Source organism: Actinoplanes sp. CA-030573, from assembly GCF_050951115.1.
Classification (GTDB): Bacteria; Actinomycetota; Actinomycetes; order Mycobacteriales; family Micromonosporaceae; genus Actinoplanes.
The window spans coordinates 4,993,359-5,009,385 of sequence record NZ_CP192038.1 but is presented as its reverse complement, the minus strand read 5'-3'; the positions used below and the strand labels follow the sequence as shown (position 1 = coordinate 5,009,385).

General features: G+C 70.9%; 12 protein-coding genes. 2 read left to right on the top strand and 10 right to left on the bottom strand.

Annotated elements, in window-relative coordinates:
- Positions 1 to 128 precede the first annotated feature (128 nt).
- Together ACQP2F_RS23210 and ACQP2F_RS23205 are read right to left on the bottom strand one after the other, a co-directional pair.
- Positions 129 to 758, bottom strand: a complete 630-nt coding sequence (locus tag ACQP2F_RS23210) for a redoxin domain-containing protein (RefSeq protein WP_433290564.1) — start codon at positions 756 to 758, stop codon at positions 129 to 131.
- A gap of 215 nt (positions 759 to 973) precedes the next feature.
- Positions 974 to 2,593 carry an MFS transporter gene (locus tag ACQP2F_RS23205; RefSeq protein WP_433290562.1) on the bottom strand — a complete coding sequence of 540 codons (1,620 nt, stop codon included), beginning with the start codon at positions 2,591 to 2,593 and terminating at the stop codon, positions 974 to 976.
- Positions 2,594 to 2,698: 105 nt separating this feature from the next.
- On the opposite strand from ACQP2F_RS23205, the gene ACQP2F_RS23200 reads away from it, so the two are divergent.
- The gene (locus ACQP2F_RS23200; protein ID WP_433290560.1) at positions 2,699 to 3,175 is read left to right on the top strand and encodes a CGNR zinc finger domain-containing protein; all 477 of its coding nucleotides are present in this window, start codon (positions 2,699 to 2,701) and stop codon (positions 3,173 to 3,175) included.
- 14 nt (positions 3,176 to 3,189) lie between these two features.
- Here ACQP2F_RS23200 and ACQP2F_RS23195 read toward each other — a convergent pair whose 3' ends face one another.
- Together ACQP2F_RS23195 and ACQP2F_RS23190 are read right to left on the bottom strand one after the other, a co-directional pair.
- On the bottom strand, positions 3,190 to 4,509 hold the full coding sequence (locus tag ACQP2F_RS23195; protein ID WP_433290558.1) for a 6-phospho-beta-glucosidase: 1,320 nt from the start codon (positions 4,507 to 4,509) through the stop codon (positions 3,190 to 3,192).
- Positions 4,506 to 5,519, bottom strand: a complete 1,014-nt coding sequence (locus ACQP2F_RS23190) for a carbohydrate kinase family protein (protein WP_433290556.1) — start codon at positions 5,517 to 5,519, stop codon at positions 4,506 to 4,508. Before ACQP2F_RS23190 ends, ACQP2F_RS23195 begins: the two co-directional genes overlap by 4 nt.
- A 115-nt stretch (positions 5,520 to 5,634) precedes the next feature.
- On the opposite strand from ACQP2F_RS23190, the gene ACQP2F_RS23185 reads away from it, so the two are divergent.
- Positions 5,635 to 6,141 (top strand): GNAT family N-acetyltransferase, encoded by a 507-nt coding sequence (locus tag ACQP2F_RS23185; protein WP_433290554.1) that lies wholly within the window; start codon positions 5,635 to 5,637, stop codon positions 6,139 to 6,141.
- An 84-nt stretch (positions 6,142 to 6,225) separates the two neighbouring features.
- On the opposite strand, the gene yicI is transcribed toward ACQP2F_RS23185, so the two are convergent.
- The 6 genes from yicI to ACQP2F_RS23155 all read right to left on the bottom strand — a co-directional run bounded on the left by yicI (position 6,226) and on the right by ACQP2F_RS23155 (position 15,955).
- Positions 6,226 to 8,580, bottom strand: a complete 2,355-nt coding sequence (gene yicI, locus ACQP2F_RS23180; RefSeq protein WP_433290552.1) for an alpha-xylosidase — start codon at positions 8,578 to 8,580, stop codon at positions 6,226 to 6,228.
- A gap of 9 nt (positions 8,581 to 8,589) precedes the next feature.
- Positions 8,590 to 9,474 (bottom strand): carbohydrate ABC transporter permease, encoded by an 885-nt coding sequence (locus ACQP2F_RS23175; protein ID WP_433290550.1) that lies wholly within the window; start codon positions 9,472 to 9,474, stop codon positions 8,590 to 8,592.
- 1 nt (position 9,475) lies between these two features.
- Positions 9,476 to 10,369 carry a carbohydrate ABC transporter permease gene (locus ACQP2F_RS23170; protein WP_433290548.1) on the bottom strand — a complete coding sequence of 298 codons (894 nt, stop codon included), beginning with the start codon at positions 10,367 to 10,369 and terminating at the stop codon, positions 9,476 to 9,478.
- Between the two features lie 61 nt (positions 10,370 to 10,430).
- Positions 10,431 to 11,741 (bottom strand): extracellular solute-binding protein, encoded by a 1,311-nt coding sequence (locus ACQP2F_RS23165; protein WP_433290546.1) that lies wholly within the window; start codon positions 11,739 to 11,741, stop codon positions 10,431 to 10,433.
- Between the two features lie 309 nt (positions 11,742 to 12,050).
- Complete coding sequence (locus ACQP2F_RS23160) at positions 12,051 to 13,058, bottom strand: LacI family DNA-binding transcriptional regulator (protein ID WP_433290544.1); 1,008 nt, start codon at positions 13,056 to 13,058, stop codon at positions 12,051 to 12,053.
- A gap of 71 nt (positions 13,059 to 13,129) precedes the next feature.
- Complete coding sequence (locus ACQP2F_RS23155; protein WP_433307289.1) at positions 13,130 to 15,955, bottom strand: beta-galactosidase; 2,826 nt, start codon at positions 15,953 to 15,955, stop codon at positions 13,130 to 13,132.
- Positions 15,956 to 16,027: the final 72 nt, after the last annotated feature.

The following is a 16,027-nucleotide window of genomic DNA, read 5'->3' as shown; positions in this document are numbered from 1 at the left end:
CGGCGCGAGACCAGCGCGGGCCGGCGCGACGCCGAACCCGGCGTCCGCGGGCGTGACGCGCCGCCGGCGTGACGCGCCGCAGTGCCGACTCGCCGCGGGAGGGACGCGCCGCGGCACCGGGCTACTGGCTATCGCAGGGCGCGGACCGCGGTCAAAACCTCGGCCGGTGTCGGGTGCGGGGCGCCGTCCGGCTGGACCTTGACGTGGCGGATCGTGCCGGCGCGGTCGGCTATCACCACGGCCGGGAAAGGAAGGACCGAGCGGCGAGCACCCAGGATCACGTCGGCGCCGGGTTCGTGGAAGCCCAGGTTGAATGCGTCGATCAGGGCGTGTCGGACGTCCGCGGCCACGAAGTAGCTCAGCTCGTGGCGGCGCTTGACGTCGGCCAGCCGCTGCGGGACCTGGGGGCTGACGGCGACCAGGTGGGCGTCCGTGCCGGCCAGGGCGGGCGCCAACTGGTGCTCGTAGGCGGACAAGGTGGCATTGCACGGATCGGAGGAGGCATAGCGGAAGAAGACGAGCACGATCGAGCCGGTCATGCGCAGGCGGTCGAGGTGGATCGGTCCGAGGTCGGCCTCGAGCAGCGTGGCGGACGGCAGGCGGTCGCCGGGCTTGACCATGCGGTTCCAGATGGCGTCGCGGTCGAACTGCCGGCGCAGGGCGTCATGGTCGGAACCGCGGCGGACCGATCCTCCGCCCGCAGGAGGTCGACCGGGCGCAACCCCGTGGTCCGCCGGGCGATGGACGGCCGTCGTCATGGTGTCTCCCCACGTTAAAACCTATCTGCCCGATAGGAATACCCACCATACCCCGGCGCGCGCCACAAGGCGAACCGGCGGCGCAGACTGTGCGAATGCCGCCTCCACAGTGCTCGATCGCGGGCGCATATGCCAAATCGGCAGGGCTCCCCGGCCGGGAGTGCGGCATGGTTTGCCCGTTCCCGGCCGGTGGGAATTCCTCCACGGTCGTCGACTCAGCGCGCTCGGGACACCGCCGCCGCGTCGGGGAACGGCGCGCCCGCAGAGGTGCGATCGGCGGAACTGGCGGCATCGGCCGGGCGGGCGGGGCGGGCGTGCAGCACCTTGGCGGCCAGCATCGCGGTCGCTGCCAGCAGCGCGGCGGCGGTCAAGGACATCACGGTGAAGGCCGTGCTGTAGGCGGCGTTCGCGTGGGCCATCAGGTCTGACGCTGCTGCCGGTGGGAGAGAACCGGCGGTGGAAGCGGCGTCGGGCAGCGTGCCCCCGGCGGGGAGCGGCAAGTCGGCGGTGCCGTGGCGGTAGACGGCTACGACCAGCGAGCCCAGGATGGCAATTCCCAGGGCGCCGAAGAGCTCGGCGCTTGTCTCGGTCACGGCGGCGGCCATTCCGGCCCGGGACGGGTGCGGCTCGCCTGCGGGTGACGACGGGGCGGCGACGGCCGTGGAGACGACCAGTTCCGTGGTCAGGATGTAGACGGGGGCCAAGCCCGACGCGATCAGACACGTGCCGACGACCAGGACCGGCAGATCGCCGAAGGCCGCCGCCGGGAAAGTGGCCACCGCGGCCGGCATGCTCGGATCGGCGGCCATCGCGGCTAGGACGGCGAAACCGGCGGCCATCGCGGCCAAGCCCAGGGCTATCACGCGGCCGCGCGGGAAGCGGTGCGCAAGGGCGGGGCCGAGGAACGATGCGGCCAGGTAGGCGATCACCGAGGGCAGCGTCCACAAGCCGGCCCTCATCGGGGACAGGCCCAGCACCACCTGGAGGTACTGCGCTGTCGCCAGCAGGGAGCCGTACTGGACGAAGAACGACAAGGCGTTGGCTGCCAGAGCCACGGTCAGCCGGCGGTCGCGGAACAGGGTCAGGTCCAGCAGGGGGAAGGTGATGCGGCGCTGGCGGGTCAGGAACGCCGCGCCCAGCAGGAGGGACAGCAGGACGGCGGCCGTGGAGGGCAGGGACCAGCCCGAGGCGGCCAGGCGCTTCACGCCGTACACGAGAAGGAGGACCGCGGACAGGCTGAGCAGCGCGCCGGGCAGGTCGAAGCGGGTGGCGGCGCCGTCGCGGGACTCGGGCAGCAGGAACGGGCCGAGAGCCAGGAGCAGCGCGACCACGGGGACGGCGACCAGGAAGACCGAGCCCCACCAGAAGTGGGCCAGCAGGGCGCCGCCGATCAGCGGGGACGCGATGCCGCCCAGGGAGAAGCTGGCGCTCCAGATGCCGAGGGCGACCGTGCGACGACGAGCGTCGGGGAACATCACGCTGATCAGGGCCAGGGTCGACGGCATCAGCGACGCGCCGGCGAGGCCCATCAGGACGCGGGCGGCGATCAGCTGGGCGGGCGTGGCGGCGAAGGCGGCCAGCAGCGACGAGACGCCGAACGCGGCGGCGCCGGCCAGCAGGAGGCGGCGCCGGCCGATGCGGTCGCCCAGGACGCCCATGGCGATCAGCGCGCCGGCCACCACGAAGACGTAGCTGTCCATGATCCAGAGCTGTTGCACGCCGGTCGGCCGCAGGTCGGCGGCGAGCGCGGGCGCGGCGAGGTTGAGGACCTCGGCGTCGAGCGAGACGAGCAGGCACGGCAGCGCGAGTACGGCGAGACCGATCCAGGCACGCATCTCGTCACCTCCCTTTCCGTAACGCGATCAGGTCATCCATCACGTTACGGGTGGGCGGGACAGCTCGCAACGCGAAGAAACGGGTTAGTGCGTTATGCTCGGCGTATGGGCACGCGGATCGCGGTGATCTCGCCGGCGGAGCTGGTCGGCTTCGTCAACGAGTGGGGCACGCTGCCGCGCGCGGTCGAGGGGCGCCCGCCGGCCGCCGACGCGGTGCGCGCGGCGCTGGCCGACGAGCTGCATCCGGTCTTCGCGGCGACCGCGGCCGGCGAGCGGGCCGCGCTGGTCACCGCGCTGCTCGATCGCACGCGGGTGCGGCCGGGGCTGACCGAGGTCGACGGCGTGCTGACCGAGGTGTGGACGGTGGACGACCCGGCGCAGGCCGAGCGGGCGTCGGCGGCGCTGGCCCTGCGGCATCACCTGGCCGAGCACCCGGGCCGCATCGGGGTGTGCGCCGACGACCAGTGCGCGGACGTCTACGTCGACGCATCCCCGGCCGGCAAGCGCCGGTTCTGCTGCCTGACCTGCCAGAACCGGGCGCGCGCGGCCGCCTTCCGCCGCCGCAGCCGGGAAAAGAGCTGACGGCCGGGAAAGAGCTAGCGCAGGTACGCCAGCTCGGGCAACCGCCGCCGGTACTCCGCGACGAGCCGGCGCGCCACGGGAACCGAGTCGATCAGCGGGTGACAGGCCATCGCCCGCATCGCGACCGCGGCCGAGCCGGTCGCGGCGGCCTCGATCACCGCGCGGTCGACCGACTTGATGCGCTGCACGAGCTCGACGCCGTGACCGGGAACGACCGCTTCCGGATACGGTCGCACGCCGTCGGCGCCGACCCGGCACGGCACCTCGACCACGGCGTCGTCGTCGAGGATCGGCAGCGTTCCGCGGTTGCGCACGTTGAGGATCAGGTCGGTGGGCGTGCCGGTGGCGAGCGCCATCATCAGCGCGAGCGCGATCTCCTCGTAGCCGCCGCCCTCGGCGTCGTCGCGCTCGCCGAGACCCTCCATGGCCATGTAGGTCGCGTCCCGCTGCCGCAGCGCCGACTGCCAGATCGCGAGGGGGTCGGCGCCGGGCTCGGCCAGCGCCGCGTAGACCCCGGCCTGCTGCCGCAACAGGAACTCGCCCCGGGTCTCCACGGCGGCGAGCTCCGCGCGTACCAGATCGGGGGTCTCGTAGTAGTAATGCAGGTATTCGTTGGGCACCGCGCCGAGCTTGCGCAGGCGCTCGGGCCCGAACAGGCGTCCCTCCTCGAAGGACGCGAGGGCCGCGTCGGAGGCCAGCAGCCGCGGGAGGAGATCTTCTTCCCCCTCCCGTACGGCCGAGAGCCAGCCCAGGTGGTTCAGACCGGCGTAGGCGAGGCGGGCCGTCCCCGCCGGCCGCCCCAGCGCGCGCAGCACCCGCCGGCCGAGCGCCGCCGGCGAGTCGCAGATGCCGATCACGCGGTCGCCGAGCTCGGCCGCCATCGCCTCGGTGACCAGGCCGGCCGGGTTCGTAAAGTTGATCACCCAGGCGTCCGGGGCGACCAGCCGCACGCGGCGGGCGAGCGCGCTCGCGACCGGCAGCGTGCGCAGGCCGAACGCGATGCCGCCGGCGCCGACCGTCTCCTGGCCGAGGACACCCTGCTCGAGGGCCACACGCTCGTCGATGACCCGGCCCTCGAGCCCGTGCACGCGGATGGCGCTGAAGACGAAGTGGGCCCCGGTCAGCGCCTCGGTCAGATCGGTCGTGACGGAGACGTCCGGCGCCGGCCCCTCGGCGAAGGCGGCCTGAGCCGTCAGCACGCGCGCGATCGCGGCCAGGCGGGCGTGCGACACGTCGTACAGCGTGATCGAGGTGATGGGGTTGCCGGGGCCGAGCAGGGCACCGTAGATCAGCGGCACACGGAAACCGCCGCCGCCGAGGATCGTCAGCCTCACATGCCACCCCCGTGCGCGTCCGACAGCCGCGCGATCGTCGCCCCCGCTCGCCGCACCCTCCGCTGCTCGCGGCGCGGGATGACGTCGTCGAGGAACGCGTAGCGCGGGTCGCCGGACGTGCGCCACCAGTCGGCGATGTCGCCCCAGCCCGGCGCCGACAGCGACCCGCCGAAATGCTGCACCGACAGCGACGCGATCAGGTTGGCGAAGGCGAGGCGCCGCCCGAGCGGCCAGTCGTTGAGCGTGCCGAGGATGAACCCGGCCATGAAGACGTCCCCGGCCCCGGTCGGATCAAGAGCATCCACGGGTACGGCGGGAGCGTGCACCATCTCGCCGGTGCCCGAGTCGATGGCGATCGCGCCGTCCGCCCCGTTCGTGACCACCACCACCGGCACGAGGCCGGCCAGCCGCCGCGCCGCCTCCTCCGGCGTACCGGCCCGGGTGTAGCGCATCGCCTCGACCGCGTTGGGCAGGAACGCGTAGCAGTCGTCGAGCATGCCGAGCGCCTCGGCCGGCCACTCGTCGGTCGCGTCCCAGCCCACGTCCGCGAACACCAGCGTCCCCGCCTCGCGCGCCTTGCGCACCCACGGCAGCCGGTCCTTGGTGAGGCTCACCGACGCGGCCCGGGCCTCCGGGAGCGCCCCGACCAGGCCATCCGCGTTCAAGGGCGGCGGGTGGGCGTGCGTGATCATGCTGCGGTCGCGGTCGTACGCGAGCGACACCGTCACCGGCGAGTGCCCCTCGATGCGGGTCGAGGCCGTGAGGTCGACGTTCTCCTGGGTGCAGAGGATCTGGGCGCAGAAATCGCCGTACGCGTCGGTCGCCAGGGCGGTGCCCAGACCCGTACGCAGTCCGAGGCGGGCGGCCGCGACCGCGAGGTTCGCCACCCCGCCCGGGCACGAGCCCATGCCGTTGGCCCAGACCTCGGTGCCCGGCCGCGGAAGCTCGCGCAGGCCGGTGAAGACGATGTCGAGGTAGACGACGCCGGGAACGAAGAGGTCGAGCCCCATCCCGCGATCTTATTTCCTACCTGCCCCCGGGGGACTGATCACGGCGTGCCGGGAACGTGATCCTGCTGACGCGAACGACCGCGGCGGCCATGACGCCATCCTTCATGCTGGCGGAGTGGACGACAGACGCGACCGGGCCCTCACCTATCGCCGTCATCACGGTGGCGAGCTCGACGACCTGATGATGCTGGCCGTGCCGGCGCACCCGCCGGCGCACCGGCCGGCCGGCGTCGAGATCGTGACGGTGGGCCATACCTCGCCGGCGGCGCTGATCCGGGAAAACCTCGACGTCAACGAGCGGGGGTTCGACCCGGCGGCGGCCCCGGTCGGCGACGAGCAGGCCGAGGCGTTCCGGTACGACCTGGAGGGCGGCTGCGCGATCACCGTGCGGGCGGGCGGACGGCCGGTCGCGGCCGGGATGGTGCTTCCGGTCTGCGCCGGGGTCACGGAGATCGCCGGCGTGGCCACCTTGGTGCCGTATCGCGGACGCGGCTACGGCCGGATCGTCACCGAGGCCCTGGTCGAGGCCGCCGCGGGGCTCGGCGCGGACCTGATCGTGCTCGGCGCCGACGATCCGGCCGCGCGACGGCTCTACGAGCGGGTGGGGTTCACCCCCGTCTGATCAGCGGCCGGCCCGCGCACGCTCAGCACCTGGCCCACTACTGGTCCCCACCCGTTACTGGGTGGGGACGAACATAGCGACCCCCTACGACATTTCCAGCTCGGTCGTCCACAGGGACTCGGCGGCGGCGAGGTCTGCGGACGCACCGCCGACAATCTCGACCCGCCACGGCAGCGCGGCCCCGTCCCGGAAGGCGCGCACGGCGGTGCCGTTCCGGGTCACGGTGAACGTGCTGTCGCCCACGACGACAGTGGTCTCCCCTTCGGCCGGCTCGTAGAGGCGCAACGTCACGCCGTCGCGGTGGTCGTAGTCGGGGCGATCCGTGCGGCTGCCGATCGGCAGCACGGCACCCGGGCGGACCAGCAGCGGCACGCTGTCGAAGCCGTGCGTCTCGGTGACCCAGGCCGGGCCCTCGACGATCTCGGCGTCGCCGACGCCGGTCTCCGCGTCGCCGACGCCGGTCTCCGCGTCGCCGACGCCGGTCCCGGTCTCGAAGCGGGTCCACCGGCCGGCCGGAACGTAGTACGTGACCTCGCCGGACTCCGCGAAGACCGGTGCCACCAGCAGGTCGGGGCCGAGCAGGTACTGCCGGTCGAGATGGGTCACTGCCGGGTCGCCGGGGAAGCCGACGATCATCGGGCGCATCACGGGCAGGCCGGTGGCGTGCGCCACCCGGGCGGCGCCGTACAGGTACGGCATCAGGGCGTGCTTCAGGTGCGTGAACTTGCGCAGCACCTCGACCGACTCGTCGTCGAAGAGCCACGGCACGCGGTACGAGTGATTGCCGTGCAGCCGGCTGTGCGAGGACAGCAGGCCGAACGCGATCCAGCGCTTGAACACCGCGGGATCGGGCCGGCCCTCGAATCCCCCGATGTCATGGCTCCAGAAACCGAAACCGGACGACATCAGCGACAGGCCGCCGCGCAGGGACTCGGCCATCGACTCGTACGTGGCCGAGTTGTCCCCGCCCCAGTGCACCGGGAACTGCTGACCGCCGACGGTGGCCGAGCGGGCGAACAGCACCGCCTCGCCCTCGCCCCGGGCCTCGCGCAGCACGTCGAAGACGACCTGGTTGTAGAGCTGCGTGTAGTAGTTGTGCATCCGCGCCGGGTCGGAGCCGTCGTGCCAGACCACGTCGGTCGGGATCCGCTCGCCGAAGTCGGACTTGAACGCGTCGACCCCCATATCGACCAATGTCCGTAATTTTCCGGCGAACCATTCCCGGGCCGCCGGGTTGGTGAAGTCGACCAGCGCCATCCCGGCCTGCCAGCGGTCCCACTGCCAGACGTCGCCGTCGGCCCGGACGACCAGGTACCCGTTCTCCCGGCCCTCGGCGAACAGAGCGGACCGCTGCGCGATGTACGGGTTGATCCACAGGCACGTGCGCAGGCCCCGGTCGTGCAGGCGCTTCAGCATGCCCGGTGGGTCGGGGAAGATCCGCGGGTCCCACTCGAAGTCGCACCAGTGGAACTCGCGCATCCAGAACGTGTCGAAGTGGAAGACGCTCAGCGGCAGGTCGCGCTCGGCCATCCCGTCGACGAACCGGGTGACCGTCTCCTCGTCGTACGGCGTCGTGAACGAGGTCGACAGCCACAGGCCGAACGACCAGGCCGGCGGCAGGGCCGGACGGCCGGTGAGCGCGGTGTACTTCCGGAGGATCTCGGCCGGCGTCGGTCCGTAGATCACCACGTAGGACAGCGTCTGCCCGGCCACGCTGAACTGGGTCCGGGACACCATCTCGCTGGCCACCTCGAACGAGACCCGTCCCGGATGGTCGACGAGAACGCCGTACCCCTTGTTGGTGAAGTAGAAGGGCACGTTCTTGTAGGCCTGCTCGCTGCTGGTGCCGCCGTCCTCGTTCCAGATGTCGATGCTCTGCCCGTTCTTGACGAACGGCCCGAACCGCTCCCCCAGCCCGTAGACCGCTTCGCCCACCCCGAGATCCAATTGCTCGTGTACGTAGTGAGCACCGTCGCGGGTGTCCACGATCCCCATGCCCTTCACGCCGCTGCCGGTGAGCCGCCGGCCGTCGGCGAGGAAATCCAGCCCCCATTCGTGACCGGCCCCCTGGCCCGGGTCTTGCCGCGAAACCGCCGGGGAAGCCGCCGGGGAAGCTTTGAAGCGCGCCGTCAGCGAGCCCGCGGTGATCTCGTGCTCGGTGATCGTGACCGGGTGGTCCTCGCGGTTCAGCGCGAAGTTCGGCCCCCGCTCGACGCCGCCGAGAAAATGCCCCACGGTCACCCGGATGACGTCCGGCGCGAGCGCCTCGGCCCGGACCGTGATGATCGGGGCGTCCAGGGTGTCGCTGCGGCTCTTCACCCGGCGGGCGGTGGCGTACGCGGTGAGCGTCACGCCGTCCGACTCGGTGTCGTGCAGCTGTACCGGGTGCAGGACGGCGAACCCCTCGCGCTTCTGCCAGTAGCCGTCGGTGAACTTCATGCGTATCCCTTACTTGATGGCGCCGGCGGTGATGCCGCGGGTGAGCGTGCGCTGGAAGATCACGAAGAAGAGCATGGCCGGCACGATGCCGATGAGCGCCGAGGCGCTGGTGGTGGTCGCGTCCATGAGGCGGTCGCCCTGCAGCACGCCGAGCGCGACCGGCACGGTCTGCTTGTCGTTCGAGATCAGGAACACCAGCGGCAGGAAGAACTCGTTCCAGGTCCAGATGAAGAAGAAGGTGAACAGCACGCCGAGGGTGGGCCGGCTGACCGGGACCACGACCCGCCACAGGGTCCGCCACCTCCCGGCGCCGTCGACCGAGGCGGCGTCCAGCAGCTCGCCCGGGAACTCGGCGTACACGCTGGTCAGCAGGTACGTCCCGAAGGCGCTCTGGATGACGGTGAAGATGATGACGATCGAGATCAGGTTGTCGTAGAGACCGACCTGCTTGGACAGGTAGTACAGCGGATAGACCAGCACCTCCTGCGGCAGCAGGTTGGCGACCAGGAAGAAGACCAGGAACCAGACGCGCCCTTTGACCTTCCCGATCCCCAGCGCGTACGCGTTGAGAATGCTCAGCAGGACGCCGAGAACCGCCACGACGATGCTGGTGATGAAGCTGTTCCAGAGCTTATGGCCGAAGTCGACGCGGTTCCAGAAGGTGACGATCCCGTCCCAGTAGAGGTGGGCCGGCCACGACAGCGGCCCGTGGCTCGCGTAGTCGGACGGGCTCTTCACCGCGTTGAGCGCGACGACCAGCAGGGGCGCGATCATCAGGAGCAGCAGGACGAGAAGGGCGGCCAGGACGGCGTACCGCAGCGGGTTTCTCCGCTTTTCCGCGGTGGTCGCGGCCTTCTCCTCGGTGACGCGGGGCGGCGAGGCGGTCACGGTCATGTCAGGCACCCGCCTTCTCGGCCCGGTTCTGCAGCCGCAGGAACACGAACGCCAGCACGATGATCATCACGGTGAGCACTGTCGAGATCGCCGAGCCGTAGCCGACCTGGGCCTTCTCGAAGAAGTTCTTGTAGGCGAAGTACGAGGGCACCAGCGTCGCGTTGCTCGGCCCGCCCCGGGTCAGCACGAAGATCGGCCCGAAGATCTTGAGCGCCGCGATCGTGGTCGTCACCAGCACCACGTAGAGCTCGGGCCGGATCATGTGGACCGTGATCTTGCGGAAGCGCTGCCACCAGGTGGCGCCGTCGAGGTCGGCCGCCTCGTAGAGCGACGGATCGATGCGCTGCAGGCCGGACATGAACATCACGATCGGGTAGCCGAGCTGGAACCAGATCATGATCGCCATGACGCTGTAGAGGGCGTACCGCGGATCGCCGAGCCAGTTCTCGGCCAGCGCGCCCAGGCCGATCGAGTCCAGGACCTTGTTGAGCGCGCCGTAGTCCGGGTGCAGGATCCAGCCCCACACGATGCCGGTCACCGCGACCGGGATGACCTGCGGCAGGTAGAACCCGGACCGGAAGACCGAGGCCCACCGGTGGCTGAACTTCTTGGCGACGTAGTCGAACAGCACCGCCGCCAGCACCAGGCCGAGCAGCGTCGGCACCACCGCCATGGCCAGGATCAGCAGGATGATGTGCCCGAAGGACGACCAGAACAGGGTGTCCTCGAACAGCCGCGTGTAGTTGCCGAAGCCGATCCACGTCTGGTCGCCGACGCCGTTCCACCGGGTGAAGCTGGTGTACACCGTCATGACCAGCGGGACCACGATGATCGCCAGCGAGGCCACGACTCCCGGGATCAGGTAGACCGCGTACCCGCTCTTCTTGCTCGCCATGTGACGTCCCTTCTGTCCTCCCCGGCGGGCGGCGGGATCGCTCCCGCCGCCCGTGGGACGGTCACTTGCCGAGGTCGGCGAGGTTCTCCTGGTACGGCTTGGCGATCTCGTCCAGGAACGCGGACGGGGTCTTCGAGCCGTTGATCAGCCCCTGCACGCCGCCGACCAGCACGTCGTAGTAGCCGGGGGCCGGCCAGTCCGGGTAGAAGGCGAGGCCGTCGGCGCCGGAGATCTTGTTGAACTCCTCGATCTGCGCCTTGTTCTTGGGGTCGGTGATCGCGGCGGGGTCGGCCGCCACCGGCAGGCCACCGCTGTTGCCCAGCAGGTTCTGCACCTCGGGCTGCATGGTGATGTCGATGAAGTCGTACGCGAGGGCCTTGGCCTTGCTCTTCTCCGGCACCACCCACAGGTTGCCGCTCGAACCCGGGTGCAGCTTGTTGCCGGGGAACAGGAAGGTGCCCCACGCGAAGTTCTTGACCTCGGACACGAACCGGCCGTACCACCAGCTGCCGGAGATCAGGATCGGGAACTTGCCCTGCTCCCACGCCACGCCCATGTCCTCGGCCTTGATGCCGGCCGAGTTCTTGGCGATGTAGCCCTTCTTGACCCAGTCGGCGAACGTGGTGGCGCCGTAGGTCAGCTGCGGGCCGTGGAAGTCCACCTTGTTCTTGTAGAGCTGGTAGTCGTCGACGAACGCGCGGTCGGCCTGGGACAGGGCGAGCTCGTAGAAGATCTGCTGGGCCGGGTACTCGGCGCCGCCGACGCTCAGCGGGGTCACGCCCTTGGCCACGAAGGCGTCCATGACCTTGGTGAACTCGTCGAGCGTGGCCGGGACCTGCAGGTTGTACTTCTTGAACAGGTCCTGGTTGTAGTAGACCGTCACGTACTCGCCGTAGTTCGGCACCCCGAACCACTTGCCCGAGCCCATGATGCCCTGGTCGTCGTACTTGGCAGTGGTCTGCAGGCTGCTGCTGAGCTTCTTGTCCCACCCGTGCTTGGCCGCCTCGTCGCTCAGGTCGGTGAGCAGGCCCTGCTTCGACAGAAGCCCGGCGGTGGCGTTGCCCTTGTTGTACTCCATGATGTCGGGCGCGCTGTCGGAGTTGAGGATCATCTGGGCGTTCTGCTGGATCTGCTCGAAGCCCTTCTGCTCGAACTTCACCTCGACGCCCGGGTGCTTCTGCTTGAAGATCTCGATCGCCTTGTTCCAGGCGACGCCCATGGCGCTGGTCGGGCCCTCGTAGTGCCACAGCGTGAGGGTCTTCGCGTCGCCGCCACTCTCGTCGTCCGAGCCGGAACCGCTGCACGCGGTCAGCGCGAGAGACGTCGCCAGCAACAATGCGCCGGCGGCAGCGCCGGCTCGTTTTCTGAACATGCCGTCCTCCGGGTGGGATCCGTCGAAGCGCTTCGACACAGCGTCGTCGAAGCGCTTCGACGCGGGACTTTCCGGTGACGTTAGGGTTCGCCGCGCATGGATGTCAACGGTGTGACGAAGAGATTTCGCAACGAAGCGGAACCCGGCGCCACCGGCCGCCTGACGACCGCCCATCGGGCCGCTGAGCTCGTCGCCGAGCCACCCGACACAGAGCCACCCGTCGATGGCCCCCGGCGTCGCACCCCAGCCTAACGGCGAGCCCGCCCCGGCGCGGTCGATCGCCCGCGCGGCGCCCCCGATGTCCCCCGATCAGGCGCGCGGCGGTGCGCAGCTCTCGCGTTCGACGAGGGTGGGCGGGAGCAGGCGGACCGGCTCGGTGTGGCGGCCGTCGAGCAGCTTCATCACGGTCTCGACGGCCAGGCCGCCGACGTCGTGGGCCGGGATGTCGACCGACGTCAGCGGAAGCGGCATCGACAGGGCCACGTCGCGGGGGCAGACCGCGACCAGCGAGATGTCCTCGGGCACGCGGCGGCCGGCCGCCCCGAGCTGGTCGAGCAGGGGCCGCAGCGCCTCCTCGTTGTGGACGACCAGGGCGGTGACGCCGTCCAGCTCGGCGTCGATGTCGGCCAGGCACGTGCGCACGCCGTCCTGCCCCGGCTCGCACGGGTGGGTCATGGTCTCGAGGCCGAGCTCGGCCGACGCCTCGGTGAAGCCGGCCAGGAAGCGCTCCGCGTAGCTGGTGCCGCGGCGGTAGACCGACGGCGACGGGCCGACCAGCGCGATCCGGCGGTGGCCGTGCCAGGCCAGGTGGCGGAGCGTCTCCTTGGCGGCGGCGGCGAAGTCGAGGTCGACGCAGACGATGCCGTCCGGGTTCTGCGGCAGGCCGATCAGCACCGAGGGCTGCTTGAGCCGGCGCAACGCGGGGATGCGCACGTCGTCCTTCTCGACGTCCATGACGATCAACGCGTCGACCATGGTCGAGTGGGCGACCCGCTCGAGGCCGGTCGTGCCCTCGTCCTTGGTCAGCAGCAGCACGTCGTGGTTGTGGGTGCGGGCGGCGGTCACCACGGCGGTCGCGAACTGCATGATGACCGGCACGTTGACGTCCACCCGCAGCGGCACCACGAGCGCGACCACGTTGGTCTTGCTGCTGGCCAGCGCCCGCGCACCGGCGTGCGGGTGGAACCCCAGCTCGGCGATGGCGGCCTGGACCCGGGCCCGGGTCTGCGCCGAGATCGGCCGCCGCCCGCTCAGCACGTACGACACCGTGCTGGGCGACACCCCGGCGGCCCGGGCGACGTCGTTGATCGTCGGCATCGGCCCTCCCCACGTGACCCGATCGCTGTTCATCATGCGCCCTTCGCCAGGAATCCTAACTACCTACTTGATCAATCGGGCACGTCCGGTACGGGCACACCTCCGCGCTGTGATCCGGCGACCACCAGATGCGGGGTCGCCACGGATGACGGCTCCTCGGCGATGACGGCCATGGCCAGCGTGTTCCGGCCGTTCTGCCGCAGCAGGCCGGCGGGCAGCACGAAGTCGGTCTGCGGGCCGATCGCCGCGCCGTACTGCCCCAGGTTCCAGCCGTTCAGGTAGAGGATCACCCGGTACCGGTTCGGCGGCGCGCCGTCGAACCGCAGGGCCACCGACGTGTCCTGCCCCCGCGGCAGGTCGAGCCCGAACCCGGTGCGCAGCCACGTCACGCCCGGCGCGACGGACGAGGTCGCGGCCGGCCACGCGCGGTCGGCGTAGCCGGGCAGACTCCAGCCGTACCGCTCCCCGAACAGCCCGCCGTTGTTGAGCCCGCCCCGCACCGGGTCGACCCGCGCCTGCCCCTGGATCCGCCAAGCGATCGCTGAGACGCCGTCGACCGACGCTCCGACGAGGCCGCGCGGCTGGCGGAACCGGCTGTCCTCGGCCGTCCAATCATCGTTGTTGCCCATGTTCTGCACCACGACCGAAAGGACGGCCGTTGTGCCCGGTTCGATCAGCCCGCCGGGGATGGCGAACCGCCCCTCGCCCGGCGACGGATTGGCCGGCGCGTCCGAGTCCGCCTGCACGCCCCCGGCGGCACTGCCCAGATACCGCCCGTTCAGCCAGACCAGATAGTTCCCGCGCTTGCCGGTGATCGCGTTGAGCTGCACCGTCTTCTCGGCGCCGGTCCCGGTGAACCGCCCCCGGTACCAGACGCTTCCCGCGTGGTGGCCGTACTCGTCGGAGAACAGCACCGGCAGCGTGAGCGGCGGGAAGGTGCTCAGGCTCGTGGACTTGTCGGCCACCGTCCAGCGGGAGTCGTCGAAGCCGGGTTGGGCCTCGGGCGCCTCGGCCCGCTGCCTCCACCCGTTCAGCGCGGGCAGCACAACCCGGCGGGGCCCGGGCAGGCCGCCTTCCAGTGATCCACTCGCGGTGGTTCGGGTGCGCACGCCGGCGCCGTTGACCGCAACCCGCCGAGCATCGGCGAAGACCTCGACAGCGCCCGCCGCATCTGTGTCGGCCCGCAGCGAGGCGACGCCGTGCGCGACGGTTGCCGATCGGACCAGCGCGGTCCCCCGGACCAGGACCGGCCCGGAAGCGGTGCCGGCCCGCCAGAACTGCGCCGCCGTGTCGTCGGTGCCGAGCAGGAGCAGCAGCGGGCGACGTCCCCCACCGGTGATCGACACCCGGGCGAGACCCCGGTGCTCGTAGTCGAGGCGGAGGTCGCCGTTCGCGTAGGCGGACCGGACGGCGCCGGCGAGCACGCGGACCGAAGGGCGGGACGGATACCGCAGCACGGTCGTGCCCGGCGTGCCCGGCGACCCGTAGAGCACCGTGACGTCCCGCCCACCGACGGCCGCGGTGGTCAGCAGCTCCGAGGACGACGCCACCAGCCGTTGCCCGCCCAGGTCGGCCCCGCTGAGCAGGACCTTGGCGTCGTGACCGGGCAGCGTGAGCGCCAGCGACGTGCCGCCGAGCGGGAGAGTGGACGACACCGGCGCCGTCGAACCGTTGCGCACCAGCACGAACTGGGTGCCGGTGTCGGGATTGGTGCGCGCCGCCGTCTCCAGCCCGGCCGCGACCGGCGCCGCCGACGCGTCGGTCTTGGTCAGCGCCGGCACCGCTTGCAGGAAGTACCCCTGCCGCTTGTACTCGAAGTACTTCGCGGTCAGCTGCCGCGCCTCGGTGATGGCGGCGCCGTAGTCGTACGAGGTGTAGACGTCGTTGGGCTGCCCGAGCCAGCCCCAGTTCGTACCGCCGAAGCCCATGTAGTGGTTGACGGCGGTCGCGCCGCTGAGGATGAGGTTGCCCTTCGGGAAGTACTTGGTGTACGGGGTTCCGGTCAGGTCGCGGCAGGCGTCGTAACCGGCGTTGTCAAGGTCGATCGCCCCCGCCTGATATTCGGCCGCGAAGACCGGCGCGTCGTCGCGCACCCGCTCGGTGACCCCGGCGCCCCACGGGCCCCACGTCGTGCCGGCCGCCCGGCACTGGAAGGACTGCGGATAGTCGTCGACGCCCGGGATCGGCACGGCGCCCGGCCCCGATCCCCAGGTGGACGACCAGGATGCGGCGTCGCAGCAGTCGTTCGTCGTGATCGGCACATCGATCCCGTCGGTGCGGGCCGTGTCCTGCAGATCCTGCATGTAGGCGGCGTCGGTGTTCACCGCGTACTCGTTCTCGACGTTGTAGAGCAGGACCGAGCCGCCCCGGGTGACCTGGTGCCGGGCGATGATCGGATCGATGTGCGCGAGCCACTCGTGGTAGGCCGCCGTGTAGCCGGGATCGCTGCTGCGCGCCCGTCCCGGCACCGTCTTGAGCCAGGCCGGGAAGCCGCCGCCGCTGGTCTCGGCGTTGATGTAGGGACCGGGCCGGGCCACGACATAAAGACCCACTTCCTCGGCCGTACGAAGGAGACGGTCCACGTCCCGGACGCCGGTGAAGTCGTATTCGCCCGGGGCCGGCGAGTGGAAGGCCCAGGAGAAGTAGACCGAGATCGCGTTGAAGCCGGCCGCCTTCTCCTTCTCGAGGACGTCTCTCCAGAGGCCGGGTGACGGTAGCCGGAAGTAGTGGAACTCGGCCGCCTGAAGAAGGATGCGGCGGCCGTCGACCTGCAGCGAATATCGGTCGTACGCGACGCGGTGGGCGGGCGTCGCGGCCGACGGACCGGCGAGACCGGTCAGGCCGGTCAGGCCGGCCAGGGACAGGACGAGTGCGAGCAGAACACGGCGGATTCTCATGTGGATTCTCATGCGGGGCCTCCCGGGACCTTCGATGACCCGCCCGCCGGCTGACCAGGCCGGCGGGCGGGT

Bases quoted from the DNA above. Each gene is read 5' to 3' on its own strand.
- ACQP2F_RS23175 (WP_433290550.1), bottom strand. From the start codon at position 9,474: ATGACCGTGACCGCCTCGCCGCCCCGCGTCACCGAGGAGAAGGCCGCG.
- yicI (WP_433290552.1), bottom strand. From the start codon at position 8,580: ATGAAGTTCACCGACGGCTACTGGCAGAAGCGCGAGGGGTTCGCCGTC.
- ACQP2F_RS23190 (WP_433290556.1), bottom strand. From the start codon at position 5,519: ATGGGGCTCGACCTCTTCGTTCCCGGCGTCGTCTACCTCGACATCGTC.
- ACQP2F_RS23210 (WP_433290564.1), bottom strand. From the start codon at position 758: ATGACGACGGCCGTCCATCGCCCGGCGGACCACGGGGTTGCGCCCGGT.
- ACQP2F_RS23205 (WP_433290562.1), bottom strand. From the start codon at position 2,593: ATGCGTGCCTGGATCGGTCTCGCCGTACTCGCGCTGCCGTGCCTGCTC.
- ACQP2F_RS23155 (WP_433307289.1), bottom strand. From the start codon at position 15,955: ATGAGAATCCGCCGTGTTCTGCTCGCACTCGTCCTGTCCCTGGCCGGC.
- ACQP2F_RS23170 (WP_433290548.1), bottom strand. From the start codon at position 10,369: ATGGCGAGCAAGAAGAGCGGGTACGCGGTCTACCTGATCCCGGGAGTC.
- ACQP2F_RS23165 (WP_433290546.1), bottom strand. From the start codon at position 11,741: ATGTTCAGAAAACGAGCCGGCGCTGCCGCCGGCGCATTGTTGCTGGCG.
- ACQP2F_RS23160 (WP_433290544.1), bottom strand. From the start codon at position 13,058: ATGCCGACGATCAACGACGTCGCCCGGGCCGCCGGGGTGTCGCCCAGC.
- ACQP2F_RS23200 (WP_433290560.1), top strand. From the start codon at position 2,699: ATGGGCACGCGGATCGCGGTGATCTCGCCGGCGGAGCTGGTCGGCTTC.